Consider the following 22,569-nt stretch of genomic DNA (forward strand, 5'->3'; position numbering starts at 1 on the left):
AGTAGCAGGTTAACTAGTATTAATTAGAGTGTATCATAGAGGTTTTGCCCCTTACGGGCGACCAGGAGCCAGCGCGATTGAGTAAAAATAAACTCTCCAAAGGGCAGCAGCGCCGCGTAAACGCCAACCACCAGCGCCGTCTTAAAACCACTTCGGAGAAGCCGGATTATGACGACAACCTGTTTGGTGAAGCGACAGAAGGCGTAGTTATCAGCCGTTTCGGTATGCATGCCGATGTCGAATCCGCCGACGGGGATATCCACCGTTGCAATATCCGTCGCACCATCCGTTCACTGGTTACCGGCGATCGCGTGGTCTGGCGACCGGGTAAAGAGGCGGCGGAAGGCGTTACGGTAAAAGGTATCGTTGAAGCGGTTCATGAGCGCACGTCCGTGTTAACCCGTCCCGATTTCTACGACGGGGTCAAACCTATTGCCGCCAACATTAACCAGATCGTCATTGTTTCGGCGATTTTGCCCGAACTTTCGCTCAACATTATCGACCGATATCTCGTCGCCTGCGAAACGCTGCAGGTTGAACCGATTATCGTGTTGAACAAAATCGATCTGCTGGATGACGACGGTATGGCCTTCGTGAATGAGCAGATGGATATCTACCGCAAGATTGGTTACCGCGTGCTGATGGTCTCCAGCCACACCAAAGATGGCCTTAAACCGCTGGAAGAGGCGCTGACCGACCGCATCAGCATCTTTGCGGGCCAGTCCGGCGTAGGTAAATCGAGCCTGCTGAACAACCTGCTCGGCCTCCAGCAAGAGATCCTGACCAACGATGTGTCCAACGTCTCTGGCCTGGGCCAGCACACCACCACCGCCTCGCGTCTGTATCATTTCCCGCACGGCGGCGACGTGATCGACTCCCCGGGGGTGCGTGAGTTCGGTTTGTGGCACCTTGAGCCGGAACAAATCTTTAACGGATTTGTCGAATTCCATGATTATTTAGGCGCCTGTAAATACCGCGACTGTAAGCACGATAACGACCCAGGCTGTGCTATCCGTGAAGCGGTTGAGAAAGGCGAGATCGCGGAAACCCGCTTCGAGAATTACCACCGTATTCTTGAGAGCATGGAAGACGTAAAAACGCGTAAAAACTTTTCTGATTCTGATAACTGACAACTAAGCTAAGCATCGCTAAAATCGTCCCCTTTTTTCAGGTTCCGGCGGCTTGACGTCGGATCAGGAACGACAAAACAATGGCCTGGAGGCTACCTTGTTAAACGCATTTAAACTTTCGCTTCAATACATTCTGCCAAAACTGTGGCTCACTCGCCTGGCGGGCTGGGGCGCAAGCAAACGCGCGGGCTGGCTGACCAAACTGGTCATCGACCTTTTCGTAAAATATTACAAGGTCGACATGAAAGAGGCGCAGAAGCCGGATACCGCCAGCTACCGCACCTTCAACGAGTTCTTCGTACGCCCGCTGCGTGACGAAGTGCGCCCGCTGAACACCGATCCTAACGTCCTGGTGATGCCGGCAGACGGCGTGATCAGCCAGTTGGGTAACATCGAAGACGACAAAATCCTGCAGGCGAAGGGCCATAACTACAGTCTGGAAGCGCTGCTGGCGGGTAACTACCTGATGGCGGATCTGTTCCGCAACGGAACGTTTGCCACCACCTATCTGTCACCGCGCGACTACCATCGCGTGCACATGCCGTGTAACGGTATCCTGCGTGAAATGATTTACGTCCCGGGCGACCTGTTCTCCGTAAACCACCTGACCGCGCAGAACGTGCCGAACCTGTTTGCCCGTAACGAGCGCGTCATCTGTCTGTTCGATACTGAATTTGGCCCTATGGCACAGATTCTGGTCGGTGCGACCATCGTAGGCAGCATCGAAACCGTCTGGGCGGGCACCATCACCCCACCGCGCGAAGGCGTGATCAAACGCTGGACCTGGCCTGCCGGTGAAGCGGAAGGCTCGGTGGCCCTGCTGAAAGGTCAGGAGATGGGTCGCTTCAAGCTGGGCTCTACCGTAATCAACCTGTTTGCGCCGGGCAAAGTGAAGCTGGCTGAACAGCTCGAAAGCCTGTCGGTCACCAAACTGGGCCAGCCGCTGGCGGTCTCTACCGAAACCTTCGTTACGCCGGATGCAGAACCAGCGCCGCTACCGCAGGAAGAGATCAACGCCGAGCACGACGCCAGCCCGCTGGTTGACGACAAAAAAGACGAAGGCTAACAACAGAAGGATCGCTGACGTGCGCCCGATTATCGTTCTACTGATGGCCTGGTGCCTCAGCATGGGGGCGTACGCAGCGACAGCCCCCGACGCCAAACAGATAACCCAGGAACTGGAGCAGGCAAAAGCGGCTAAACCCGCTCAGCCAGAGACCGTCGAGTCGCTCCAGGCTGCCCTGAACGCGCTTGAGGAGCGGAAAGGCTCTCTTGAGCGCGCTCAGCAGTATCAGCAGGTTATCGACAATTTCCCCAAACTCTCGCAGACGCTACGCGCGCAGCTCAATAATTTGCGTGACGAACCGCGCGATGTGCCAGCAGGTATGACCTCCGACGCCCTGAACCAGGAGATCCTGCAGGTCAGCAGCCAGCTTCTGGAAAAGAGCCGCCTTGCCCAGCAGGAGCAGGAGCGAGCGCGTGAAATTGCCGACTCCCTCAGCCAGCTTCCGCAACAGCAAACCGATGCCCGCCGCCAGCTTAATGAAGTTGAGCGTCGCGTGGGTACGCAAAGCGGCAATACGCCACAGGCTCAGGCTCAAAATCTGGGCCTGCAGGCAGAATCGGCTCGCCTGAAGGCCCTTGTCGATGAGCTGGAGCTAGCGCAGCTTTCCGCCAATAACCGCCAGGAGCTGTCGCGGATGCGCTCTGAACTCGCTCAGAAGCAGAGCGAGCAGCTGGATGCGTATCTCCAGGCCCTGCGCAATCAGCTTAACAGCCAGCGTCAGCGCGAAGCCGAGCGTGCCCTTGAAAGCACCGAACTGCTGGCGGAAAACAGCGAAAACCTGCCTGCCGGTATCAACGAACAATTCAGGGTCAACCGCGAGCTTTCTGCCGCGCTGAACCAGCAGGCGCAGCGCATGGATCTGGTTGCCTCGCAGCAGCGTCAGGCCACCAATCAAACCCTGCAGGTTCGCCAGGCGCTCAACACCCTGCGCGAGCAGTCCCAGTGGCTCGGGTCATCAAACCTGCTGGGCGAAGCGTTACGCGCCCAGGTCGCGCGCCTGCCGGAAATGCCGAAGCCGCAGCAGCTGGATACCGAGATGGCCCAGTTGCGCGTTCAGCGCCTGCACTTTGAAGATCTTCTCAATAAACAGCCGCAAATCCGCCAGATCCGTCAGGCTGACGGCCAGCCCCTGACCAGCGAGCAAAACCGTATTCTGGAAGCCCAGCTGCGTACCCAGCGTGAGCTGCTGAACTCTCTGCTCCAGGGCGGGGATACGCTGATTCTGGAGCTGACCAAGCTAAAAGTCTCCAATAGCCAGCTGGAAGATGCGCTGAAAGAGGTGAACGAGGCTACGCACCGTTATCTCTTCTGGACGTCCGACGTGCGTCCGATGACCTTCTCGTGGCCGATTGAGATTGTCCAGGACCTGCGCCGCCTGATTTCGCTGGACACCGTCAGCCAACTGGGACAGGCCAGCGTGATGATGTTTACCAGCAAAGAGACCATTTTCCCGCTGCTGGGGGCGTTGATTCTGGTGGGCTTCAGCATTTACTCGCGCAGACATTTCACCCGCTTCCTGGAGCGTTCCAGCTCCCGGGTCGGGAAAGTCACCCAGGATCACTTCTGGCTGACGTTGCGCACCGTATTCTGGTCGATTCTTGTCGCCTCTCCGCTGCCGGTGCTGTGGATGACGCTGGGGTATGGCCTGCGGGAAGCCTGGCCCTATCCGCTCGCGGTCGCGATTGGCGATGGCGTCACCGCCACGGTGCCGCTGCTGTGGGTGGTCATGATTTGCGCCACCTTCGCGCGCCCCAATGGCCTGTTTATCACCCACTTTGGCTGGCCGCGTAATCGCGTTGCGCGCGCCATGCGTTACTACCTGATGAGCATCGGGCTGATTGTGCCGCTGATTATGGCGCTGATCATGTTCGATAATCTCAACGACCGGGAATTCTCAGGCTCGCTGGGGCGCCTCTGCTTTATGCTGATATGCGGGGCGCTGGCCATCGTCACGCTCAGCCTGAAACGCGCGGGTATTCCGCTCTATCTCGATAAATCCGGCAGCGGCGAAAACATGTTCAACCGGCTGCTCTGGAACCTGCTGCTTAGCGCGCCGCTGTTTGCGATGCTGGCAGCTGCGGTAGGCTATCTGGCAACCGCGCAGGCGCTGCTGGCGCGGCTGGAAACCTCGGTGGCCATCTGGTTCCTGCTGCTGGTGGTGTACCACGTAATCCGCCGCTGGATGCTGATCCAGCGCCGCCGTCTGGCCTTTGACCGAGCCAAGCATCGCCGGGCGGAGATCCTCGCCCAGCGCGCGCGGGGTGAGGAAGAGCCAAACCACGTCAACAGTACGGAAGGCACAACGGAAGCGGACGAAGTCGAGCTGGATCTGGATGCCATCAGTACCCAGTCCCTGCGCCTGGTTCGTTCCATACTGATGCTGATTGCCCTCCTCTCGGTCATCTTCCTGTGGTCAGAGATCCACTCCGCATTCGGCTTCCTGGAGAACATCTCTCTCTGGGACGTGACGTCTACGGTGCAGGGTGTTGAAAGCCTGGAGCCGATTACCTTAGGGGCGGTGCTGATTGCCATTCTGGTGCTGATCATCACCACGCAGCTGGTACGCAACTTCCCGGCGCTGCTGGAGCTTGCGCTGCTGCAGCATCTGGATTTAACGCCGGGTACAGGCTATGCGATTACGACCATTACCAAATATCTGATCATGCTGTTTGGCGGGCTGGTTGGCTTCTCGATGATCGGTATTGAGTGGTCGAAGCTGCAGTGGCTGGTGGCGGCCCTTGGTGTAGGGTTAGGTTTTGGTTTACAGGAGATCTTCGCCAACTTCATCTCTGGCCTGATCATTCTGTTCGAAAAACCGATCCGTATTGGCGATACCGTAACGATCCGCGATTTGACCGGCAGCATCACGAAGATCAACACCCGCGCGACGACGATCAGCGACTGGGATCGCAAAGAGATCATCGTGCCAAACAAGGCGTTTATTACCGAGCAGTTCATCAACTGGTCGCTGTCAGACTCCGTTACCCGCGTGGTGCTGACGGTACCGGCGCCGTCGGACGCCAACAGCGAAGAGGTCACCCAGATCCTCTACACTGCCGCTGAACGCTGTTCGCTGGTAATCGACAACCCGGCGCCGGAAGTATTCCTTGTGGATTTACAGCAGGGGATCCAGATTTTCGAGCTGCGCATCTACGCCGCCGAAATGGGACACCGTATGCCGCTGCGCCATGAGATCCACCAGCTGATTCTGGCGGGCTTCCGCGAGCACGGTATTGATATGCCGTTCCCACCGTTCCAGATGCGTCTCGAAAGCCTGGACGGGCGTAAAACGGGAAGAACGCTGACGTCAGCGGCGCGTACGCGCCCGGCGGGAAGTTTGTAAGGTAAGCGGGGCAACCCTCTCCCACGGGAGAGGGTAAACTGCCGTCAGGCGCGATCTACGGTAAACGCAATCACATCGCCAAGCTGCTCTGCGCCCAGGGCCAGCATCACCAGACGGTCAACACCCAGCGCCACGCCGGAGCAATCCGGCAGACCTGCTTTTAATGCTTCAAGCAAATTCACATCAATAGGCTGCTGCGGCAGACCGCGCGCGGCGCGCTTGCGGTTATCCTGCTCGAAGCGCTGCTGCTGCTCGCGGGCATCCGTCAGTTCGTGGAAGCCGTTCGCCAGCTCGATGCCTTTGTAATAGACCTCAAAACGCTCTGCGACACGATGATCTTCGGTACTGATCTGCGCCAGCGACGCCTGGCTTGCCGGGAAGTGGTAGACAAAGGTCGGACGGTCTTTGCCAATCTGCGGTTCAACGCCAAAAGTGAACAGCAGCTGCAGCAGCGTGTCGCGATCCTCTTCGGTATCCGCCACGTTGCTCAGATCCAGTTTTGCTGCCACTTCGCGCAGCTGGGTTTTGTCCGCCGACAGCGGATCGATTTCCAGATGGCGCTGGAAAGCCTGCTGATAGGAGAGCGTTTCGGCTTCTGAGCAGTCCAGGACCTGCTGCAGCAGATCGTCCACCTCATTCATCAGGCGGTACATATCATAATGCGGGCGGTACCACTCCAGCATGGTGAATTCCGGGTTGTGGTGACGCCCCATCTCTTCATTACGGAAGCTGCGGCACAGCTGATACACCGGGCCACACCCCGCCGCCAGCAGGCGTTTCATGTGGTATTCCGGGCTGGTCATCAGATACAAATTCATGCCCTGAGAGTGGCCGGGGCCAACAAAACGGGTTTCAAACGGCACCAGATGAATATCCGTTACCGTTGCCTGACTCATGCACGGCGTTTCCACCTCCAGGACTCCGCGGTCGGCAAAGAAACGGCGGATCTCCGCCATAATTGCAGCGCGTTTTAACAGATTAGGGATGGATGCGCTCGGCTGCCAGGTGGCCGTTTCGCTCATGAGTTGTTCTCCGATTTCAGACAAGGGCACGAAGTCTACTCGTTAGCAGGGGCAGAGACAAATTTTGCGCAGTAAAAAAGGGCATTTCATTTAGGTGAACTTTTTCGTGACGTATTTCATCAATCTTCATGATAAATCGCCGTACAGAACAGCAAAAAAATCGAACACGTCAAATTTCCCTGACATCTACACGGTTATACTGTTTTACCCATAAAGGAGCAGTGGAAACGCTTTCGCAATCGTCCTTTTGGACGGGTGAACTACCTTTAGTTTGTCGCGTTGCGAAATAACAAAAATCTGGAGGAATGTCGTGCAAACTTTTCAAGCCGATCTTGCCGTAATAGGCGCTGGCGGGGCTGGATTACGTGCTGCGATTGCTGCAGCACAAGCTAATCCCAACGCTAAAATCGCATTGATTTCAAAAGTCTATCCAATGCGTAGTCACACAGTGGCAGCAGAAGGAGGGTCCGCCGCCGTTGCGCAGGATCATGACAGCTTTGAATACCATTTCCACGACACGGTTGCAGGGGGCGACTGGCTTTGCGAACAGGATGTCGTTGACTACTTTGTGCATCATTGTCCAACGGAAATGACCCAGCTTGAACAGTGGGGATGTCCGTGGAGCCGCCGTCCTGACGGCAGCGTCAACGTTCGCCGCTTTGGCGGTATGAAGATTGAACGCACCTGGTTCGCCGCCGATAAAACCGGCTTCCACATGCTGCACACCCTGTTCCAGACCTCCCTTCAGTTCCCACAAATTCAGCGCTTCGATGAACATTTCGTCCTCGACATTCTGGTTGATGACGGGCAGGCGCGTGGCCTGGTGGCGATGAATATGATGGAAGGCACGCTTGTCCAGATCCGCGCCAACGCGGTAGTGATGGCGACGGGCGGTGCGGGTCGCGTTTATCGTTATAACACCAACGGCGGCATCGTCACCGGTGACGGCATGGGCATGGCGCTCGGTCACGGCGTACCGCTGCGCGATATGGAGTTCGTCCAGTATCACCCAACCGGCCTGCCGGGCTCCGGCATTCTAATGACGGAAGGCTGCCGCGGTGAAGGCGGTATTCTGGTCAATAAAAACGGCTACCGCTATCTGCAGGATTACGGCATGGGCCCGGAAACCCCGCTCGGCGAGCCGAAGAACAAATACATGGAACTCGGCCCGCGCGACAAAGTCTCTCAGGCCTTCTGGCACGAGTGGCGCAAAGGCAACACCATCTCCACGCCGCGCGGCGATGTGGTCTATCTCGACCTGCGTCACCTTGGTGAGAAGAAACTGCTGGAACGTCTGCCGTTCATCTGCGAGCTGGCGAAAGCTTACGTCGGCGTCGACCCGGTGAAAGAGCCGATTCCAGTGCGTCCAACCGCGCACTACACCATGGGCGGGATCGAAACCGACCAGCAGTGCGAAACCCGTATTAAAGGCCTGTTCGCCGTCGGCGAGTGTTCCTCCGTGGGTCTGCACGGCGCCAACCGTCTCGGGTCTAACTCGCTGGCAGAGCTGGTCGTCTTTGGCCGCATGGCGGGCGAGCGCGCGATGGAGCGGGCAGCTACCGCAGGCGAAGCCAACGGTGCCGCGCTGGATGCGCAGGTCGCAGACGTTGAAAAACGCCTGAAAGATTTGGTGAACCAGGAGGGTAACGAGAACTGGTCTAAGATCCGCGACGAGATGGGCCTGTCGATGGAAGAAGGCTGCGGTATTTACCGTACGCCAGAGCTGATGCAAAAAACCGTCGACAAGCTGGCGGAACTGCAGGAGCGCTTCAAGCGCGTACGCATCACCGATACCTCCAGCGTATTCAACACCGACCTGCTCTACACCATCGAGCTGGGCCACGGTCTGAACGTCGCGGAATGTATGGCGCACTCTGCGCTGGCGCGTAAAGAGTCGCGTGGGGCCCACCAGCGTCTGGACGAAGGCTGTACCGAACGTGACGACGTCAATTTCCTGAAACACACTCTCGCCTGGCGCGATGCAGATGGCACCACACGTCTGGACTACAGCGACGTGAAAATCACCACGCTGCCGCCGGCTAAACGCGTGTACGGTGCAGAAGCAGAAGCCGCCGAGAAGAAGGAGAAGGCGAATGGCTGAGATGCAAAAAATGAAGGTTGAAGTGGTGCGCTACAATCCGGAAGTGGACGCCGCACCGCACAGCGCTTTCTATGAAGTCCCTTATGACGAGCAAACCTCCCTGCTGGATGCGCTCGGCTATATCAAAGATAACCTGGCGCCAGACCTGAGCTACCGCTGGTCCTGCCGCATGGCAATCTGCGGCTCCTGCGGCATGATGGTCAACAAGGTGCCGAAGCTGGCCTGTAAGACCTTCCTGCGCGAGTACACCAAAGGCATTAAGGTCGAAGCGCTGGGCAACTTCCCGATTGAACGCGATCTGGTGGTCGATATGACCCACTTTATCGAAAGCCTGGAAGCCATTAAGCCGTACATCATCGGTAATCCGCGCACGCCGGATCAGGGGCCAAATACCCAGACGCCGGCTCAGATGGCGAAATATCATCAGTTCTCCGGCTGCATCAACTGCGGCCTGTGCTACGCAGCCTGTCCACAGTTTGGCCTGAACAAGGAGTTCATCGGCCCGGCCGCCATTACCCTGGCGCACCGCTATAACGAAGACAGCCGCGACCACGGTAAAAAAGAACGTATGGCGCAGCTTAACAGCCAGAACGGCGTCTGGAGCTGTACCTTTGTGGGTTACTGCTCCGAAGTGTGTCCGAAGCACGTCGACCCGGCCGCCGCAATTCAGCAGGGTAAAGTAGAAAGCTCGAAAGACTTTCTTATCGCTACCCTGAAACCACGCTAAGGAGTGCATGATGACGACTAAACGCAAAGCCTATGTGCGGCCTGTGCCGTCCACCTGGTGGAAAAACCTGCCGTTTTATCGCTTCTATATGCTGCGTGAAGGCACGGCGGTACCGGCGGTCTGGTTCAGTCTTGAGCTGATGTACGGCGTTTTTGCCCTCAAGCATGGCCCGGAAGCCTGGGCCAGCTTTGTCGGTTTCCTGCAAAACCCGATCATTGTTGTTCTGAACCTGATCGTGCTCGCGGCCGCGCTGCTTCATACCAAAACCTGGTTTGAGCTGGCGCCAAAAGCCGCGAACATCATCATAAAAGACGAGAAAATGGGGCCAGAGCCGGTGATTAAAGGGCTCTGGGCAGTGACGATTCTGGTCACTGTGGTCATTCTGTTTGTCGCACTGTTCTGGTAAGGAGACTACTGTGATCAATCCAAATCCAAAACGTTCTGACGAGCCGGTCTTCTGGGGCCTGTTTGGCGCAGGCGGCATGTGGAGTGCCATCATCGCCCCCGTCATCATTCTGCTGGTCGGCATTATGCTGCCGCTGGGGCTGTTCCCGGGCGATGCGCTGAGCTACGAGCGCGTGCTGGCGTTCGCGAGCAGCTTTATCGGCCGCGTGTTCATCTTCCTGATGATCGTCCTGCCGCTGTGGTGTGGCCTGCACCGTATTCACCATGCGATGCATGATCTGAAAATCCATGTACCGAGCGGTAAATGGGTGTTCTACGGTCTGGCGACCATCCTGACCGTGGTGACGCTGATTGCCGTGGTCACCATCTGACGCTTCAGGCCCGCCACCCGGCGGGCCTTTTATTTCTGCATCTTCCCCACCAGCCACTGGGCAAACTCGCGCATTGCGGGCGTTTCTGTCCGTGACTGTAGCCTTGTGAGCCAGTAGCTGCCGAGGTCAATCTGCGTTGCAAACGGCTGCACGATGCGCTCGCTGCTGAGTAAATGGGTAAACATGTCGACAGGCGCAATGGCAATCCCTACGCCTGCCTGCGCGGCTTCCAGCATGGTCACGGACGAATCAAACACCATCACCCGGTGCGTCGGCGAGGGAGGATGTTCACCCGCTGCCTGCATCCACGCAGCCCACTCGTCGCGCCGGTAGGAGCGCAGCAGGGTAAACTTCAGGATATCTGCCGGGCTTTTTAGACAGGAGGCAATGTCGGGTGTACAGAGCGCAGACAGCGGCGCAGGGCAAAGGAATTCAGCATCGGTTCCATGCCACGCGCCGCCACCGTAGCGAATGGCGTAATCAAGCCCTTCAGCCGCCGGGTCGACGCGATTGTTATGGGTGGAAAGCTGAAGATCAATATGCGGATAGCAGCGGCGAAAGTCCGCAAGCTCAGAGAATAAAACCCCCGTAGCAAAGGTTCCTACCACACCTATTTTGAGCTTCTCCTGAGCGCGCTGGCTGGCAAAGCGATCCAGCATGCCGGCGATGCGATCGAACGAGTCATTCAGCACAGGCAGCAAATTCTCGCCTTCGGTGGTCAACATCAGCCCTCGCGAAACGCGAACAAACAGCTGGCAATTAAGATGCTGCTCCAGCGCCTTTACGTGCTGGCTAATCGCGGAATGGGTGACGTTCAGCTCGATAGCGGCATGCGTAAAACTGAGGTGCCTGGCGGCTGCTTCAAACGCCCGCAGGGAATTAAGAGGGAGATAGCTGCGCGTCATGGTCTCGTCCGTTAGAAAAATTAACAGCTAATGCTAAATTTAACCGTTTGTCAGCCATAGTCAAATCCAACAGACTACAGCGGTCTGACGGGCCCGGACACCCCCTTGAACTGCTATTACGGAAGATAACTGATGATGACTAAATCCCTTTGCTGCGCCCTGCTGCTCAGCACCTCCTGCTCGGTATTGGCTGCACCGATGTCAGAAAAACAGCTGGCTGAGATGGTGGAACGTACCGTTACGCCGCTGATGAAAGCGCAGGCCATTCCGGGTATGGCGGTGGCGGTGATTTATCAGGGTCAGCCGCACTACTTTACCTTCGGTAAAGCCGATGTTGCGGCGAACAAACCTGTCACCCCACAAACCTTATTCGAGCTGGGCTCTATAAGTAAAACCTTCACCGGCGTACTGGGCGGCGATGCCATTGCTCGGGGTGAAATATCGCTGGGCGATCCGGTGACCAAATACTGGCCTGAACTGACAGGCAAGCAGTGGCAGGGGATCCGCATGCTGGATCTGGCAACCTATACCGCAGGAGGTTTGCCGTTACAGGTACCGGATGAGGTCACGGATAACGCCTCTCTGCTGCGCTTTTATCAAAACTGGCAGCCTCAGTGGAAGCCGGGCACCACGCGTCTTTACGCCAACGCCAGCATCGGTCTTTTTGGCGCGCTGGCGGTCAAACCTTCCGGCATGAGCTATGAGCAGGCCATAACGACGCGGGTCTTTAAGCGGCTCAAGCTGGACCATACCTGGATTAACGTTCCGAAAGCGGAAGAGGCGCATTACGCCTGGGGATACCGCGACGGTAAGGCGGTACACGTTTCGCCAGGAATGCTGGACGCTGAAGCCTATGGCGTAAAAACCAACGTGAAGGATATGGCAAACTGGGTGATGGTCAACATGAAGCCGGACTCGCTTGAGGATAGTTCACTCAGGAAAGGCCTTACCCTGGCGCAGTCTCGCTACTGGCGCGTGGGTGCCATGTATCAGGGGTTAGGCTGGGAAATGCTTAACTGGCCGGTCGATGCAAAAACCGTGGTTGAAGGTAGCGACAATAAGGTGGCGCTGGCACCGCTGCCTGCGAGAGAAGTGAATCCACCGGCGCCCCCGGTCAATGCGTCATGGGTCCATAAAACAGGCTCTACCGGCGGGTTTGGCAGCTACGTGGCATTTATTCCTGAAAAGCAGCTCGGCATTGTGATGCTGGCGAATAAAAGCTATCCGAACCCGGCACGCGTTGAGGCGGCATACCGTATCCTCGACGCGCTGCAGTAAAACATTGCCGGGTGGCGCTAACGCTTACCCGGCCTACAAAATCCACGGGGTGGCCACCCAGCGAAACACACCGCACAAAAACCACATTTTCCTTGCCGTCATCTACACTTAACAAAAAACAGTAAGGAAACTCCTATGCGCATTCTGCCTGTTATCGCCGCGGTGACAGCCGCGTTTTTAGTGGTTGCCTGCAGTTCCCCTACCCCACCTCCAGGCGTTACCGTCGTCTCGCCTTTTGATGCACAACGCTTCCTTGGAACATGGTATGAAATCGCGCGCCTCGACCATCGGTTTGAGCAGGGCTTAGAGAAGGTCACTGCGAATTACAGCCCGATGGATGATGGCGGTATTCAGGTGATCAACCGGGGCTATAATCCCGATCGGGAGATGTGGCAGCAATCGATTGGGAAAGCGTACTTCACGGGCGACCCGCGACGGGCCGCGCTCAAAGTCTCTTTCTTCGGCCCGTTTTATGGCGGCTATAACGTGATCGCGCTCGACAGAGAGTACCGTCACGCGCTGGTCTGCGGGCCGGATCGCGACTATTTGTGGATACTTTCCCGCACGCCAACTATTTCGTCAGAAATGAAACAGCAGATGCTGGACGTCGCGACCCGACAAGGGTTTGATGTGTCAAAGCTCATCTGGGTAAAACAGCCCCATTAATGGGTGCTGAGCTTCAGCCCAACGATGCCGGCCACAATCAAGGCGAGGCTGGCGATACGCGCCAGACTCGCTGACTCTCCCAGCAGCAGAATGCCGGTGATGGCGGCCCCCACCGCACCAATGCCCGTCCAGACGGCATAAGCCGTTCCCACAGGCAGCGAGCGCATCGCCCAGGATAACAGGACAATACTCACGATCATTGCGGTGACGGTTATGACGCTGGGCGTCAGGCGGGTAAATCCATGGGTGTACTTGAGACCAATTGCCCATACCACTTCGAGCAGGCCAGCAATAAAAAGAATGATCCAGGACATTTCAGGCTCCTTAACTTAATTCAAGTTGGGGCCGTCCCCGGTGAAAGAAACGCTTACGGGTCGTCCCGTAAGGCAGAGATTACGCCCCATATTGTGGTTAGCGTGCTATTTTTTTTCAATCATTTTTTGCTGAACACGTTAAGGCAAGAAATAGCCGCAGTATGGCGCGTAGTTCCGGCATTTAGCACTCATCCGACTTCTCTATGATGATGTGCTTTCTGATGGCAGGAAGCCAAACCACTAGCCGACTGCGAATAAAATATGTTCAAAATTCTTTTGATTGACCGTTGTCACTTCACCCGCACGGGGTTTGAAGCATGGCTCAATCATTCCGGTTTGTTCCCGGGACACTACGTTGTGACCGGGCTAAATAATCTGTTCCTTGCCAGGGAGCACATTCTGCAATGGAAACCCACGCTGGTCATCGCCGACCTGTACGGCTTCAGGCAGGATATTCATCATTTTCAGCAGCTCTCGTCCTTGCTTAACGCCAGTGAACGATTACCGTTTATTATGCTGCAATCGGGAGAGGATCGCGGCATGACCGACTGGCTCGGACAGTTCCCGGTGTGGTCGTCGCTGTTGAAAAACGCCAGTCTCGAAGAAGTGGCAACGACTATCAACGACGCATTAAACTCGCGCGCCAGCGCTGAAAGGCCAACGGCAGCCGCCCCCTTGCTGACCCGGCAGGAAGAGAAAGTGCTGACATTGTGGATGGACGGTGCAAGCAATCAAAAAATTGCCGCTCACCTGAGTATCAATGGAAAAACGGTCTATACCTACAAACGCAATATCCGCATGAAACTGCATATGGATACGCGTTTTTCTCCGTTCTTATCCCTGCAGGAATCAGAAAGCTGACGGTACGAAACCCGCTGGTCTCGTACCGTATGTTAATTACTGCTGAGCTTTAGTTGCCGCACCAGAGATTGCGCTACCACCTTCAGAAATATCCTGACCGACGCCACGCGTGGTATTACAGGCCGTTAACACTGAAGAAAGTACCAGGACTGAAAAGATCGCTGCAATTGTCTTCTTAACCATAATATCTTCCTTTTATAGCCAAAGTTGTTTTGTGTATAGCAACTTAAGAATAGACAAGATCCCGCCGGTTGACGGAAAAGGAAGCATTTTTAGGAAAATTAGACGAACTTAGCTGGCGGCGTGAGAAATGATATGACCGAGATCCTGGATATCTTGTCCCATTCCACGGGTGGTGTTACAGCCGGAAAGCAATGCACTGGAAAGCGCTAACAGAAGCAGAATTTTAACGGTACGTTTCATCATCCCTGCCTGCAAAAATCAGGCGCAGCGGGCGCTGCGCCTTCAATCATGACGTAAATTACTTCACGCGGGATACGTATTCGCCGGAGCGGGTATCCACTTTGATCACTTCGCCAGTCTGTACGAACAGTGGAACTTTAACCACTGCGCCGGTAGACAGTTTGGCTGGTTTACCGCCGGTACCTGCGGTATCACCTTTCAGACCTGGATCGGTTTCAACGATTTCCAGTTCTACGAAGTTTGGTGGGGTCACAGCGATAGGCTGGCCGTTCCACAGGGTCACGATGCACTCAGCCTGATCCAGCAGCCACTTAGCGCTATCACCTACCGCTTTCTCATCAGCAGACAGCTGTTCGAAAGTGGAGTTGTTCATGAAATGATAGAACTCACCGTCGTTGTACAGATAGGTCAGGTTCATATCAACAACATCAGCGCCTTCAGCGGAGTCAGTAGACTTGAAGGTTTTCTCAACACGGGTACCGGTCAGCAGACGGCGCAGCTTAACGCGTGCGAATGCCTGGCCTTTACCTGGTTTAACGAATTCGCTGGCTTCAACCGCGTACGGTTCGCCGTCCATCATGATTTTAAGACCAGCACGAAAATCGTTGCTATAGTACGTTGCCATAAGGCCCTCTAAATTTGTTAACTGGTAGCTAAGCCACAAAATGGCGCATATTGTAACCCTAAACACCCCGTCCAGAGAAGATTGGTTATCGCAACTTGCCGATGTAATCACCAGTCCTGATGAATTGCTGCGTCTTTTAGACCTCGATCAGCACCCAGAGTTGCTTGCAGGCCGCGAGGCAAAACGCCTTTTCGCCCTGCGCGTTCCCCGTGCGTTTGTGGCGCGGATGGAGAAAGGCAACCCCGACGATCCACTTTTAAAACAAACGCTTACTTCGCAGGATGAGTTTGTCACCGCACCGGGATACAGCACCGATCCGCTGGAAGAGCAGAACAGCGTGGTGCCGGGTTTACTGCACAAGTATCTCAACCGCGCCCTGCTGCTGGTAAAAGGCGGTTGCGCGGTAAATTGTCGTTATTGCTTCCGTCGGCACTTCCCGTATGCCGAAAACCAGGGCAATAAACGCAACTGGCAGGTCGCGCTGGACTATATCGCCGCCCATCCGGAGCTGGATGAGATTATTTTTTCCGGCGGTGACCCGCTGATGGCAAAAGATCATGAGCTGGACTGGCTGTTGACTCAGCTTGAAGCCATCCCGCACGTTAAGCGCCTGCGTATTCACAGCCGTTTACCGATTGTCATTCCGGCACGTGTCACTGACGGACTGGTGTCACGCCTGGAGCAGTCAAGATTGCAGGTGCTGCTGGTGAATCATATTAACCACGCGAATGAAATTGACGATGACTTTCGCGCGGCGATGGCGCGTCTGCGTAAAGCGGGCGTGACGCTGCTGAACCAGAGCGTGCTGCTGCGCGGCGTCAATGACAGCGCCCGCGTGCTGGCTGACCTGAGCAATGCCCTGTTTGATGCGGGCGTGATGCCCTATTACCTGCACGTGCTGGATCGCGTTCAGGGCGCGGCCCATTTCATGGTGACGGATGAAGAAGCCCGGCAGATTATGCGCGAACTGTTAACGCTGGTTTCAGGCTATATGGTGCCGAAGCTGGCACGCGAGATTGGCGGAGAGCCGAGCAAGACGCCGCTGGATTTGCAGCTGCGGCAGCGCTAGTTTCTCCGCACCCTAACCCTCTCCCACAGGGAGAGGGAAAAAGGCAATCAGTTCGGGCACTTGTAGACCTGGCCGTTCATCTGGCTGGCGGTCGGCACGAAGCTGGACAGCATACTCTGCGTTGGGCTGCTCACGCCGTAAATCACGTTACCGCCCATTGCCGCAGCCTGGTTACGCAGGGCATTCGCCGCACCGCGCATCGAGCCGCCTTCTTCGCCATGCTGCCCTGACATCCAGTTACTTTGCTCACCGGTTGCCGTGCCTAACAGCTGGCATTCACTGCCAGGCTTATCTTCCACAAAGCGAACGCCCTGGCCCGCTGCCGACAGCTCATTGCTGGAGCTACAACCCGCCAGCAGCAATGCTGCCCCTACAATCCCTGCACAGACTTTTACGCGCATGTTATTCCTCGTTTTCAATAAGCTGGACAGTAGTTGTCCGTGTGTAAATCTTATACCTAAAAGATGACCAAAAGAAAAACCCCCGAGCATTTCTGCCCGGGGGTTTTTCACATTCTACGACGTAGAGCGCACGATTACATCATGCCGCCCATACCGCCCATGCCGCCCATGCCAGCAGCACCTAAGTCTGGTGCATCGCCTTTAGGCATATCGGTGACCATGCACTCGGTGGTGATCATCAGGCCAGCGACAGATGCCGCGTACTGCAGAGCAGAACGGGTCACTTTCGTTGGATCCAGGATACCGAAGTCGATCATGTTGCCGTATTCTTCAGTTGCTGCGTTATAACCGTAGTTACCTTCGCCCGCTTTCACGTTGTTCGCAACCACAGATGGCTCTTCACCGGCGTTAGAAACGATCTGACGCAGAGGAGCTTCCATTGCGCGCAGCGCAACTTTAATACCCACGTTCTGATCTTCGTTCTGTGCGGTCAGGCCTGCCAGTTTAGCGGCAACACGCACCAGCGCAACACCACCACCAGCAACCACGCCTTCTTCTACCGCAGCACGGGTCGCGTGCAGGGCATCGTCAACGCGTGCTTTTTTCTCTTTCATTTCAACTTCGGTCGCTGCACCGACTTTGATTACCGCAACGCCGCCTGCCAGTTTCGCTACGCGCTCCTGCAGTTTTTCACGGTCGTAATCGGAAGTCGCTTCTTCGATCTGCTTACGGATCTGACCAACGCGGCCCTGAATAGCAGCTTCTTCACCCACGCCATCGATGATGGTGGTGGTGTCTTTGTTGATCACAACGCGTTTCGCCTGGCCCAGGTCTTCCAGGGTCGCTTTTTCCAGTTCCATACCGATCTCTTCAGAGATTACGGTACCGCCGGTCAGGGTAGCGATATCCTGCAGCATCGCTTTACGGCGATCGCCGAAGCCAGGTGCTTTAACCGCAGCCACTTTCACGATGCCGCGCATGGTGTTAACCACCAGGGTCGCCAGCGCTTCGCCTTCAACGTCTTCAGCGATGATCACCAGCGGCTTGCCTGCTTTCGCAACGGCTTCCAGCACTGGCAGCATTTCGCGGATGTTGGAGATTTTCTTGTCAGCCAGCAGGATGAACGGGCTTTCCAGTTCAACAGCGCCAGTCTCTGGCTTGTTGATGAAGTATGGGGACAGGTAACCGCGGTCGAACTGCATACCTTCAACCACGTCCAGTTCGTCTTCCAGACCGGTACCGTCTTCAACGGTGATCACGCCTTCTTTACCGACTTTGTCCATCGCTTCAGCGATCAGTTTACCTACGGTTTCGTCGGAGTTAGCGGAGATAGTACCAACCTGAGCAATGGCTTTAGAGTCAGAGCACGGTACGGACAGCGCTTTCAGCTCTTCAACAGCGGAGGCGACAGCTTTGTCGATACCACGTTTCAGATCCATTGGGTTCATGCCCGCAGCAACGGCTTTCAGACCTTCGGTGATGATTGCCTGCGCCAGTACGGTCGCGGTGGTGGTACCGTCACCAGCAGCGTCGTTCGCTTTAGAGGCAACTTCTTTCACCATCTGCGCACCCATGTTTTCGAACTTGTCTTCCAGCTCAATTTCACGTGCTACAGAAACACCATCTTTAGTGATGGTTGGCGCGCCGAAGGATTTATCCAGCACTACGTTGCGGCCTTTCGGGCCCAGAGTCACTTTAACTGCATCTGCCAGTACGTTTACGCCGCGGAGCATTTTTACACGAGCGTCGTTACCGAATTTTACGTCTTTAGCTGCCATGTTCTTATTTCCTCAAATTCTCGTGCGTAAATTACGCTTCAACAATTGCCAGAATGTCGCTCTCGGACATGATCAACACTTCTTCATTGTCGATCTTCTCGGATTTCACGCCGTAGCCATCGTTGAAAATTACGATGTCACCAACTTTAACGTCCAGTGGCTGCACAGTTCCGTTTTCCAGGATGCGGCCCTTACCGACAGCGATGATTTCGCCACGCGTTGATTTGGCTGCTGCAGAACCGGTCAGAACGATGCCGCCAGCAGACTTGGTTTCAACTTCTTTACGTTTGACGATCACACGATCATGTAACGGACGAATACTCATTGATAGCTCTCCTTTGAGAAAGTCATTATCAGTTATGGATGACGCCGGCCCGCATGCGGTTTTCCGACTAGTGCCCTGAGAGATGGGGATAGCTTTTTCCCCCTTCAAGGGGGAGTCGAAAAAAAATTTGCGAAAGTGTTACCATCGCCTCTCTTTTGGTACTGGCAGGGCGATGTCAATGAGTGGACTCAAGCAGGAGCTGGGGCTGGCGCAGGGCGTCGGACTGCTCTCAACCTCCTTGTTAGGTACGGGCGTGTTTGCCGTACCCGCACTGGCGGCGCTGGTGGCTGGAAATAACAGCCTGTGGGCGTGGCCAGCGCTGATTGTATTAGTTTTCCCGATAGCCATTGTATTCGCCATCTTGGGGCGGCATTTCCCCAGCGCGGGCGGCGTGGCGCACTTTGTCGGACTGGCCTTTGGCCCGCGGCTGCAGCGTGTCACCGGCTGGCTGTTTCTCTCCGTCATTCCGGTTGGTCTTCCTGCGGCGTTGCATATTGCGACCGGCTTTGGTCAGGCGCTGTTTGGCTGGCATAACGAGCAGTTATTGCTGGCCGAACTGGGTACGCTGGCGATCGTCTGGTGGGTGGGCTCTCGCGGCGCCAGTTCCAGCGCCAACCTGCAGACGCTGGTTGCGGTGCTGATTGTCGCGCTCGTTGTCGCAATCTGGTGGGCGGGCGATATCACAATAAAGGAAATTCCCTTCCCGGCGCTGACCGACGTCGACCATTCCGAGCTTTTCGCCGCGCTCTCCGTCATGTTCTGGTGTTTTGTTGGTCTGGAAGCCTTTGCTCATCTGGCCTCTGAATTTAAGCAGCCTGAACGTGATTTCCCCCGCGCGCTGATGATAGGCCTGCTGCTGGCTGGCACGGTCTATTGGGCGTGTACCGTGCTGGTCTTACACTTCCACGCGTTCGGAGCGGATCTCGCCGCCGCGGCATCGCTACCGGGTATCGTGGTGGAACTGTTCGGCGTGAAGGCGCTATGGATCGCCTGCGTCATCGGCTATCTCGCCTGTTTTGCCAGCCTGAATATTTATATCCAGAGCTTTGCCCGGCTGGTGTGGTCGCAGGCGCTCGACAAACCAGAGAATCGCCTCGCGCGCCTGTCTAAACGCCAGCTTCCGCTGAATGCCCTGAATGCCGTACTGGGCTGCTGCGTGGTGAGCACACTGTGTATTTATGCACTGAAGATCAATCTTGACGCGCTGATCGTTTACGCCAACGGCATTTTCATCATGATCTACCTGCTGTGCATGCTGGCGGGATGTCGTTTGCTGAAAGGTCGCTATAAAGCTCTGGCGGTCATCGGGGGTATGCTTTGCCTGCTGCTGCTGGCGATGGTGGGATGGAAGAGTCTGTACGCGATTGTCATGCTGGCAGGGCTGTGGGTGTTTTTGCCGAAGCGCGGTGCGCTACCGGAAGCCCGGTAGGCGAAGCGCCACCGGGCAACAAAATCACCGATCGTCTTTATGGTCTAAACGGTCGTGCTGTTCATCCTTACGCTGATACTCCCCTTCAAAGGTATCGCCCGGCCCGGTGCTGAATCCGCCCCCCGGCATACGGCTAAAGCGCAGATGCGGCAGCAGCTTCATGGTCAGGTGTTTTTGCACCGGCGGCAGAAGCAGCAGAAGGCCGAGGAAGTCAGTGAAGAACCCCGGCAGGATCAGCAGCAGCCCCGCAATAATCAACGACACGCTTTTGATCATCTCTTCCGCCGGGCTTTCCCCTGCGGCCATCTTCTGCTGCATTATCAGGAAATTTTTGAAACCCTGATTACGCACCAGCGACATGCCGATGACGGAGGTGAAAATCACCAGAATCAGCGTCAGCAGGACGCCCAGCACATGGGCAACCTGGATGAAAATGGAAATCTCAATGTAAACATAGAGAAAGAAAGCAATAAACGGTATCCAGCGCACTGGCATCTCCTGTGTGGCAGAGGCCATCGGGCCCCTGTCTGAATGTGTTCGCGACGCGCGTTTGTATGAAATGGTGACGGTTAGCGAAAATTCAATCAGTTTGCACGGATATTTTTTTTGGAAATTATAAAGCGGTGACCCATTTCACAGATTAATAATTATCATGGAATCGGCTCGATAATAAGTGATCCAGCTTACGGCAATTCGCTATCATCAGCATATGATCTCGAACATCTGGCTGATTGAGGGAATAATCGTCGGCCAGAAAATATTCAAAACCACATAAATACTGTGTGTTTAGTACAATCCATCGGCAGCTTGAAAAGAAGGTTCACATGTTAAACAACATTCGTATCGAAGAAGACTTGTTGGGTACCAGGGAAGTTCCAGCGGATGCCTACTACGGTGTCCACACTCTGAGAGCGATTGAAAACTTCTACATCAGCAACAGCAAAATCAGCGACATTCCTGAGTTTGTCCGTGGCATGGTGATGGTGAAGAAAGCCGCAGCACTGGCCAACAAAGAGCTGCAAACCATTCCTAAAAGCGCGGCAAATGCGATTATCGCAGCCTGCGATGAAGTGCTGAACAACGGCAAATGCATGGACCAGTTCCCGGTTGACGTCTATCAGGGCGGCGCGGGCACCTCCGTCAACATGAATACCAACGAAGTACTGGCAAACATTGGCCTGGAGCTGATGGGTCACCAGAAAGGTGAATACCAGTACCTGAACCCGAACGACCACGTAAACAAATGCCAGTCTACCAACGACGCCTACCCTACCGGCTTCCGTATCGCGGTGTATGCCTCTGTGGTGAAACTGGTGGATGCGATCAACCAGCTGGGTGATGGCTTCCAGCGTAAAGCGGTTGAGTTCCAGGACATCCTGAAAATGGGTCGTACCCAGCTGCAGGACGCGGTGCCGATGACGCTCGGCCAGGAATTCCACGCGTTTAACGTACTGCTGAACGAAGAGACCAAAAACCTGCTGCGTACCTCCGAGCTGCTGCTGGAAGTGAACCTGGGCGCCACCGCCATCGGTACGCGTCTGAACACCCCGGATGGCTATCAGCAGCTGGCGGTACAGAAGCTGGCTGAAGTCTCTAACCTGCCGGTTGTGCCTGCAGAAGACCTGATTGAAGCCACCTCCGACTGCGGCGCCTACGTCATGGTACACAGCGCCCTGAAACGTCTGGCGGTAAAACTGTCCAAAATCTGTAACGACCTGCGCCTGCTCTCTTCCGGTCCGCGCGCTGGCCTGAATGAAATCAACCTGCCAGAGCTGCAGGCCGGTTCATCCATCATGCCAGCCAAGGTGAACCCGGTAGTGCCAGAAGTGGTGAACCAGGTTTGCTTCAAAGTCATCGGTAACGATACGACCGTGACCATGGCCTCGGAAGCGGGTCAGCTGCAGCTGAACGTGATGGAGCCAGTGATTGGTCAGGCGATGTTTGAATCTATCCACATCCTGACGAACGCCTGCTACAACCTGCTGGAAAAATGCATTAACGGCATCACGGCGAATAAAGAAGTCTGTGAGGGTTATGTCTATAACTCCATCGGGATCGTCACCTACCTCAACCCGTTCATCGGTCACCACAACGGTGATATCGTCGGTAAGATTTGCGCCGAAACCGGTAAGAGCGTACGTGAAGTGGTGCTGGAGCGCGGGCTGTTGACCGAAGCTGAGCTGGACGATATCTTCTCGGCCCAGAACCTGATGCACCCGGCATATAAAGCAAAACGATATACCGATGAAAGCGAACAGTAACCGTTCAGGCTAGGCTTCTTAAGGCACGTCACTTGTGACGTGCCTTTTTTCTTTTTAGGCGTTACCAAA

General features: G+C 55.6%; 23 protein-coding genes. 13 read left to right on the top strand and 10 right to left on the bottom strand.

Annotated features, from left to right (window positions below):
* The first annotated feature begins 77 nt into the window (after positions 1-77).
* The 3 genes from rsgA (at position 78) to mscM (ending at position 5,539) form a co-directional block, all read left to right on the top strand.
* On the top strand, positions 78-1,130 hold the full coding sequence (gene rsgA / locus LBF07_RS13735; RefSeq protein WP_023334242.1) for a small ribosomal subunit biogenesis GTPase RsgA: 1,053 nt from the start codon (positions 78-80) through the stop codon (positions 1,128-1,130).
* Positions 1,131-1,227: 97 nt separating this feature from the next.
* Positions 1,228-2,196 (top strand): archaetidylserine decarboxylase, encoded by a 969-nt coding sequence (asd, locus tag LBF07_RS13740; protein WP_033144458.1) that lies wholly within the window; start codon positions 1,228-1,230, stop codon positions 2,194-2,196.
* A gap of 19 nt (positions 2,197-2,215) precedes the next feature.
* The gene (mscM, locus tag LBF07_RS13745; RefSeq protein WP_039261016.1) at positions 2,216-5,539 is read left to right on the top strand and encodes a miniconductance mechanosensitive channel MscM; all 3,324 of its coding nucleotides are present in this window, start codon (positions 2,216-2,218) and stop codon (positions 5,537-5,539) included.
* 44 nt (positions 5,540-5,583) lie between these two features.
* Here the strand turns inward: mscM and epmA are convergent, their stop codons facing one another.
* Positions 5,584-6,561 carry an elongation factor P--(R)-beta-lysine ligase gene (gene epmA, locus LBF07_RS13750; RefSeq protein WP_024907345.1) on the bottom strand — a complete coding sequence of 326 codons (978 nt, stop codon included), beginning with the start codon at positions 6,559-6,561 and terminating at the stop codon, positions 5,584-5,586.
* 310 nt (positions 6,562-6,871) lie between these two features.
* Here epmA and frdA point away from each other — a divergent pair, with 310 nt between their 5' ends.
* The 4 genes from frdA to frdD are packed head-to-tail and all read left to right on the top strand — an operon-like array spanning position 6,872 to position 10,165.
* Positions 6,872-8,662 carry a fumarate reductase (quinol) flavoprotein subunit gene (gene frdA, locus LBF07_RS13755; RefSeq protein WP_023310125.1) on the top strand — a complete coding sequence of 597 codons (1,791 nt, stop codon included), beginning with the start codon at positions 6,872-6,874 and terminating at the stop codon, positions 8,660-8,662.
* Positions 8,655-9,389, top strand: a complete 735-nt coding sequence (locus tag LBF07_RS13760; RefSeq protein ID WP_023310124.1) for a succinate dehydrogenase/fumarate reductase iron-sulfur subunit — start codon at positions 8,655-8,657, stop codon at positions 9,387-9,389. Before frdA ends, LBF07_RS13760 begins: the two co-directional genes overlap by 8 nt.
* 10 nt (positions 9,390-9,399) lie before the next feature.
* On the top strand, positions 9,400-9,795 hold the full coding sequence (frdC, locus tag LBF07_RS13765; protein WP_032662400.1) for a fumarate reductase subunit FrdC: 396 nt from the start codon (positions 9,400-9,402) through the stop codon (positions 9,793-9,795).
* 10 nt (positions 9,796-9,805) lie between these two features.
* The gene (frdD, locus tag LBF07_RS13770) at positions 9,806-10,165 is read left to right on the top strand and encodes a fumarate reductase subunit FrdD (RefSeq protein WP_000609653.1); all 360 of its coding nucleotides are present in this window, start codon (positions 9,806-9,808) and stop codon (positions 10,163-10,165) included.
* 29 nt (positions 10,166-10,194) lie between these two features.
* Here the strand turns inward: frdD and ampR are convergent, their stop codons facing one another.
* The gene (gene ampR / locus LBF07_RS13775) at positions 10,195-11,070 is read right to left on the bottom strand and encodes a LysR family transcriptional regulator AmpR (protein ID WP_094935120.1); all 876 of its coding nucleotides are present in this window, start codon (positions 11,068-11,070) and stop codon (positions 10,195-10,197) included.
* A 132-nt stretch (positions 11,071-11,202) separates the two neighbouring features.
* Between ampR and LBF07_RS13780 the strand changes: the two genes are divergently transcribed.
* A complete protein-coding gene (locus tag LBF07_RS13780) occupies positions 11,203-12,348 on the top strand; it encodes a cephalosporin-hydrolyzing class C beta-lactamase ACT-57 (RefSeq protein WP_094935119.1) in 1,146 nt (381 codons plus the stop codon).
* 135 nt (positions 12,349-12,483) lie between these two features.
* The gene (locus tag LBF07_RS13785; RefSeq protein WP_023310119.1) at positions 12,484-13,014 is read left to right on the top strand and encodes a lipocalin family protein; all 531 of its coding nucleotides are present in this window, start codon (positions 12,484-12,486) and stop codon (positions 13,012-13,014) included.
* Here LBF07_RS13785 and sugE read toward each other — a convergent pair.
* Positions 13,011-13,328 (bottom strand): quaternary ammonium compound efflux SMR transporter SugE, encoded by a 318-nt coding sequence (gene sugE, locus LBF07_RS13790; RefSeq protein WP_008502938.1) that lies wholly within the window; start codon positions 13,326-13,328, stop codon positions 13,011-13,013. The genes LBF07_RS13785 and sugE overlap by 4 nt on opposite strands.
* 261 nt (positions 13,329-13,589) lie before the next feature.
* Here sugE and LBF07_RS13795 point away from each other — a divergent pair, with 261 nt between their 5' ends.
* Positions 13,590-14,189, top strand: a complete 600-nt coding sequence (locus LBF07_RS13795; protein WP_033144453.1) for a LuxR C-terminal-related transcriptional regulator — start codon at positions 13,590-13,592, stop codon at positions 14,187-14,189.
* A 36-nt stretch (positions 14,190-14,225) separates the two neighbouring features.
* Here LBF07_RS13795 and ecnB read toward each other — a convergent pair whose 3' ends face one another.
* From ecnB to efp, 3 genes are all read right to left on the bottom strand, one after another.
* Positions 14,226-14,372 carry a lipoprotein toxin entericidin B gene (ecnB, locus tag LBF07_RS13800; protein WP_003025482.1) on the bottom strand — a complete coding sequence of 49 codons (147 nt, stop codon included), beginning with the start codon at positions 14,370-14,372 and terminating at the stop codon, positions 14,226-14,228.
* 108 nt (positions 14,373-14,480) lie between these two features.
* Complete coding sequence (locus tag LBF07_RS13805) at positions 14,481-14,612, bottom strand: entericidin A/B family lipoprotein (protein WP_024907352.1); 132 nt, start codon at positions 14,610-14,612, stop codon at positions 14,481-14,483.
* A gap of 58 nt (positions 14,613-14,670) precedes the next feature.
* Complete coding sequence (gene efp / locus LBF07_RS13810; RefSeq protein WP_010427766.1) at positions 14,671-15,237, bottom strand: elongation factor P; 567 nt, start codon at positions 15,235-15,237, stop codon at positions 14,671-14,673.
* 40 nt (positions 15,238-15,277) lie between these two features.
* Between efp and epmB the strand changes: the two genes are divergently transcribed.
* The gene (epmB, locus tag LBF07_RS13815; RefSeq protein WP_039261006.1) at positions 15,278-16,306 is read left to right on the top strand and encodes an EF-P beta-lysylation protein EpmB; all 1,029 of its coding nucleotides are present in this window, start codon (positions 15,278-15,280) and stop codon (positions 16,304-16,306) included.
* 47 nt (positions 16,307-16,353) lie between these two features.
* Here epmB and LBF07_RS13820 read toward each other — a convergent pair whose 3' ends face one another.
* The 3 genes from LBF07_RS13820 to LBF07_RS13830 all read right to left on the bottom strand — a co-directional run bounded on the left by LBF07_RS13820 (position 16,354) and on the right by LBF07_RS13830 (position 18,810).
* A complete protein-coding gene (locus LBF07_RS13820) occupies positions 16,354-16,707 on the bottom strand; it encodes a DUF4156 domain-containing protein (RefSeq protein ID WP_023310115.1) in 354 nt (117 codons plus the stop codon).
* 134 nt (positions 16,708-16,841) lie between these two features.
* Positions 16,842-18,485: a chaperonin GroEL gene (groL, locus tag LBF07_RS13825; protein ID WP_014882201.1), complete on the bottom strand. Its 1,644-nt coding sequence runs from the start codon at positions 18,483-18,485 to the stop codon at positions 16,842-16,844.
* A gap of 31 nt (positions 18,486-18,516) precedes the next feature.
* A complete protein-coding gene (locus LBF07_RS13830) occupies positions 18,517-18,810 on the bottom strand; it encodes a co-chaperone GroES (RefSeq protein WP_003855929.1) in 294 nt (97 codons plus the stop codon).
* A 178-nt stretch (positions 18,811-18,988) separates the two neighbouring features.
* Here LBF07_RS13830 and yjeH point away from each other — a divergent pair, with 178 nt between their 5' ends.
* Entirely contained in the window at positions 18,989-20,239 is a 1,251-nt protein-coding gene (gene yjeH, locus LBF07_RS13835; RefSeq protein WP_094935118.1) for an L-methionine/branched-chain amino acid transporter, read from the top strand.
* A 24-nt stretch (positions 20,240-20,263) separates the two neighbouring features.
* On the opposite strand, the gene LBF07_RS13840 is transcribed toward yjeH, so the two are convergent.
* Complete coding sequence (locus tag LBF07_RS13840) at positions 20,264-20,728, bottom strand: FxsA family protein (protein WP_023616652.1); 465 nt, start codon at positions 20,726-20,728, stop codon at positions 20,264-20,266.
* A gap of 335 nt (positions 20,729-21,063) precedes the next feature.
* On the opposite strand from LBF07_RS13840, the gene aspA reads away from it, so the two are divergent.
* Entirely contained in the window at positions 21,064-22,500 is a 1,437-nt protein-coding gene (aspA, locus tag LBF07_RS13845; RefSeq protein ID WP_003855923.1) for an aspartate ammonia-lyase, read from the top strand.
* The last annotated feature ends 69 nt before the right edge of the window (positions 22,501-22,569 follow it).

It is taken from the genome of Enterobacter cloacae complex sp. ECL352 (assembly GCF_020149545.1).
GTDB lineage: Bacteria > Pseudomonadota > Gammaproteobacteria > Enterobacterales > Enterobacteriaceae > Enterobacter > Enterobacter asburiae_B.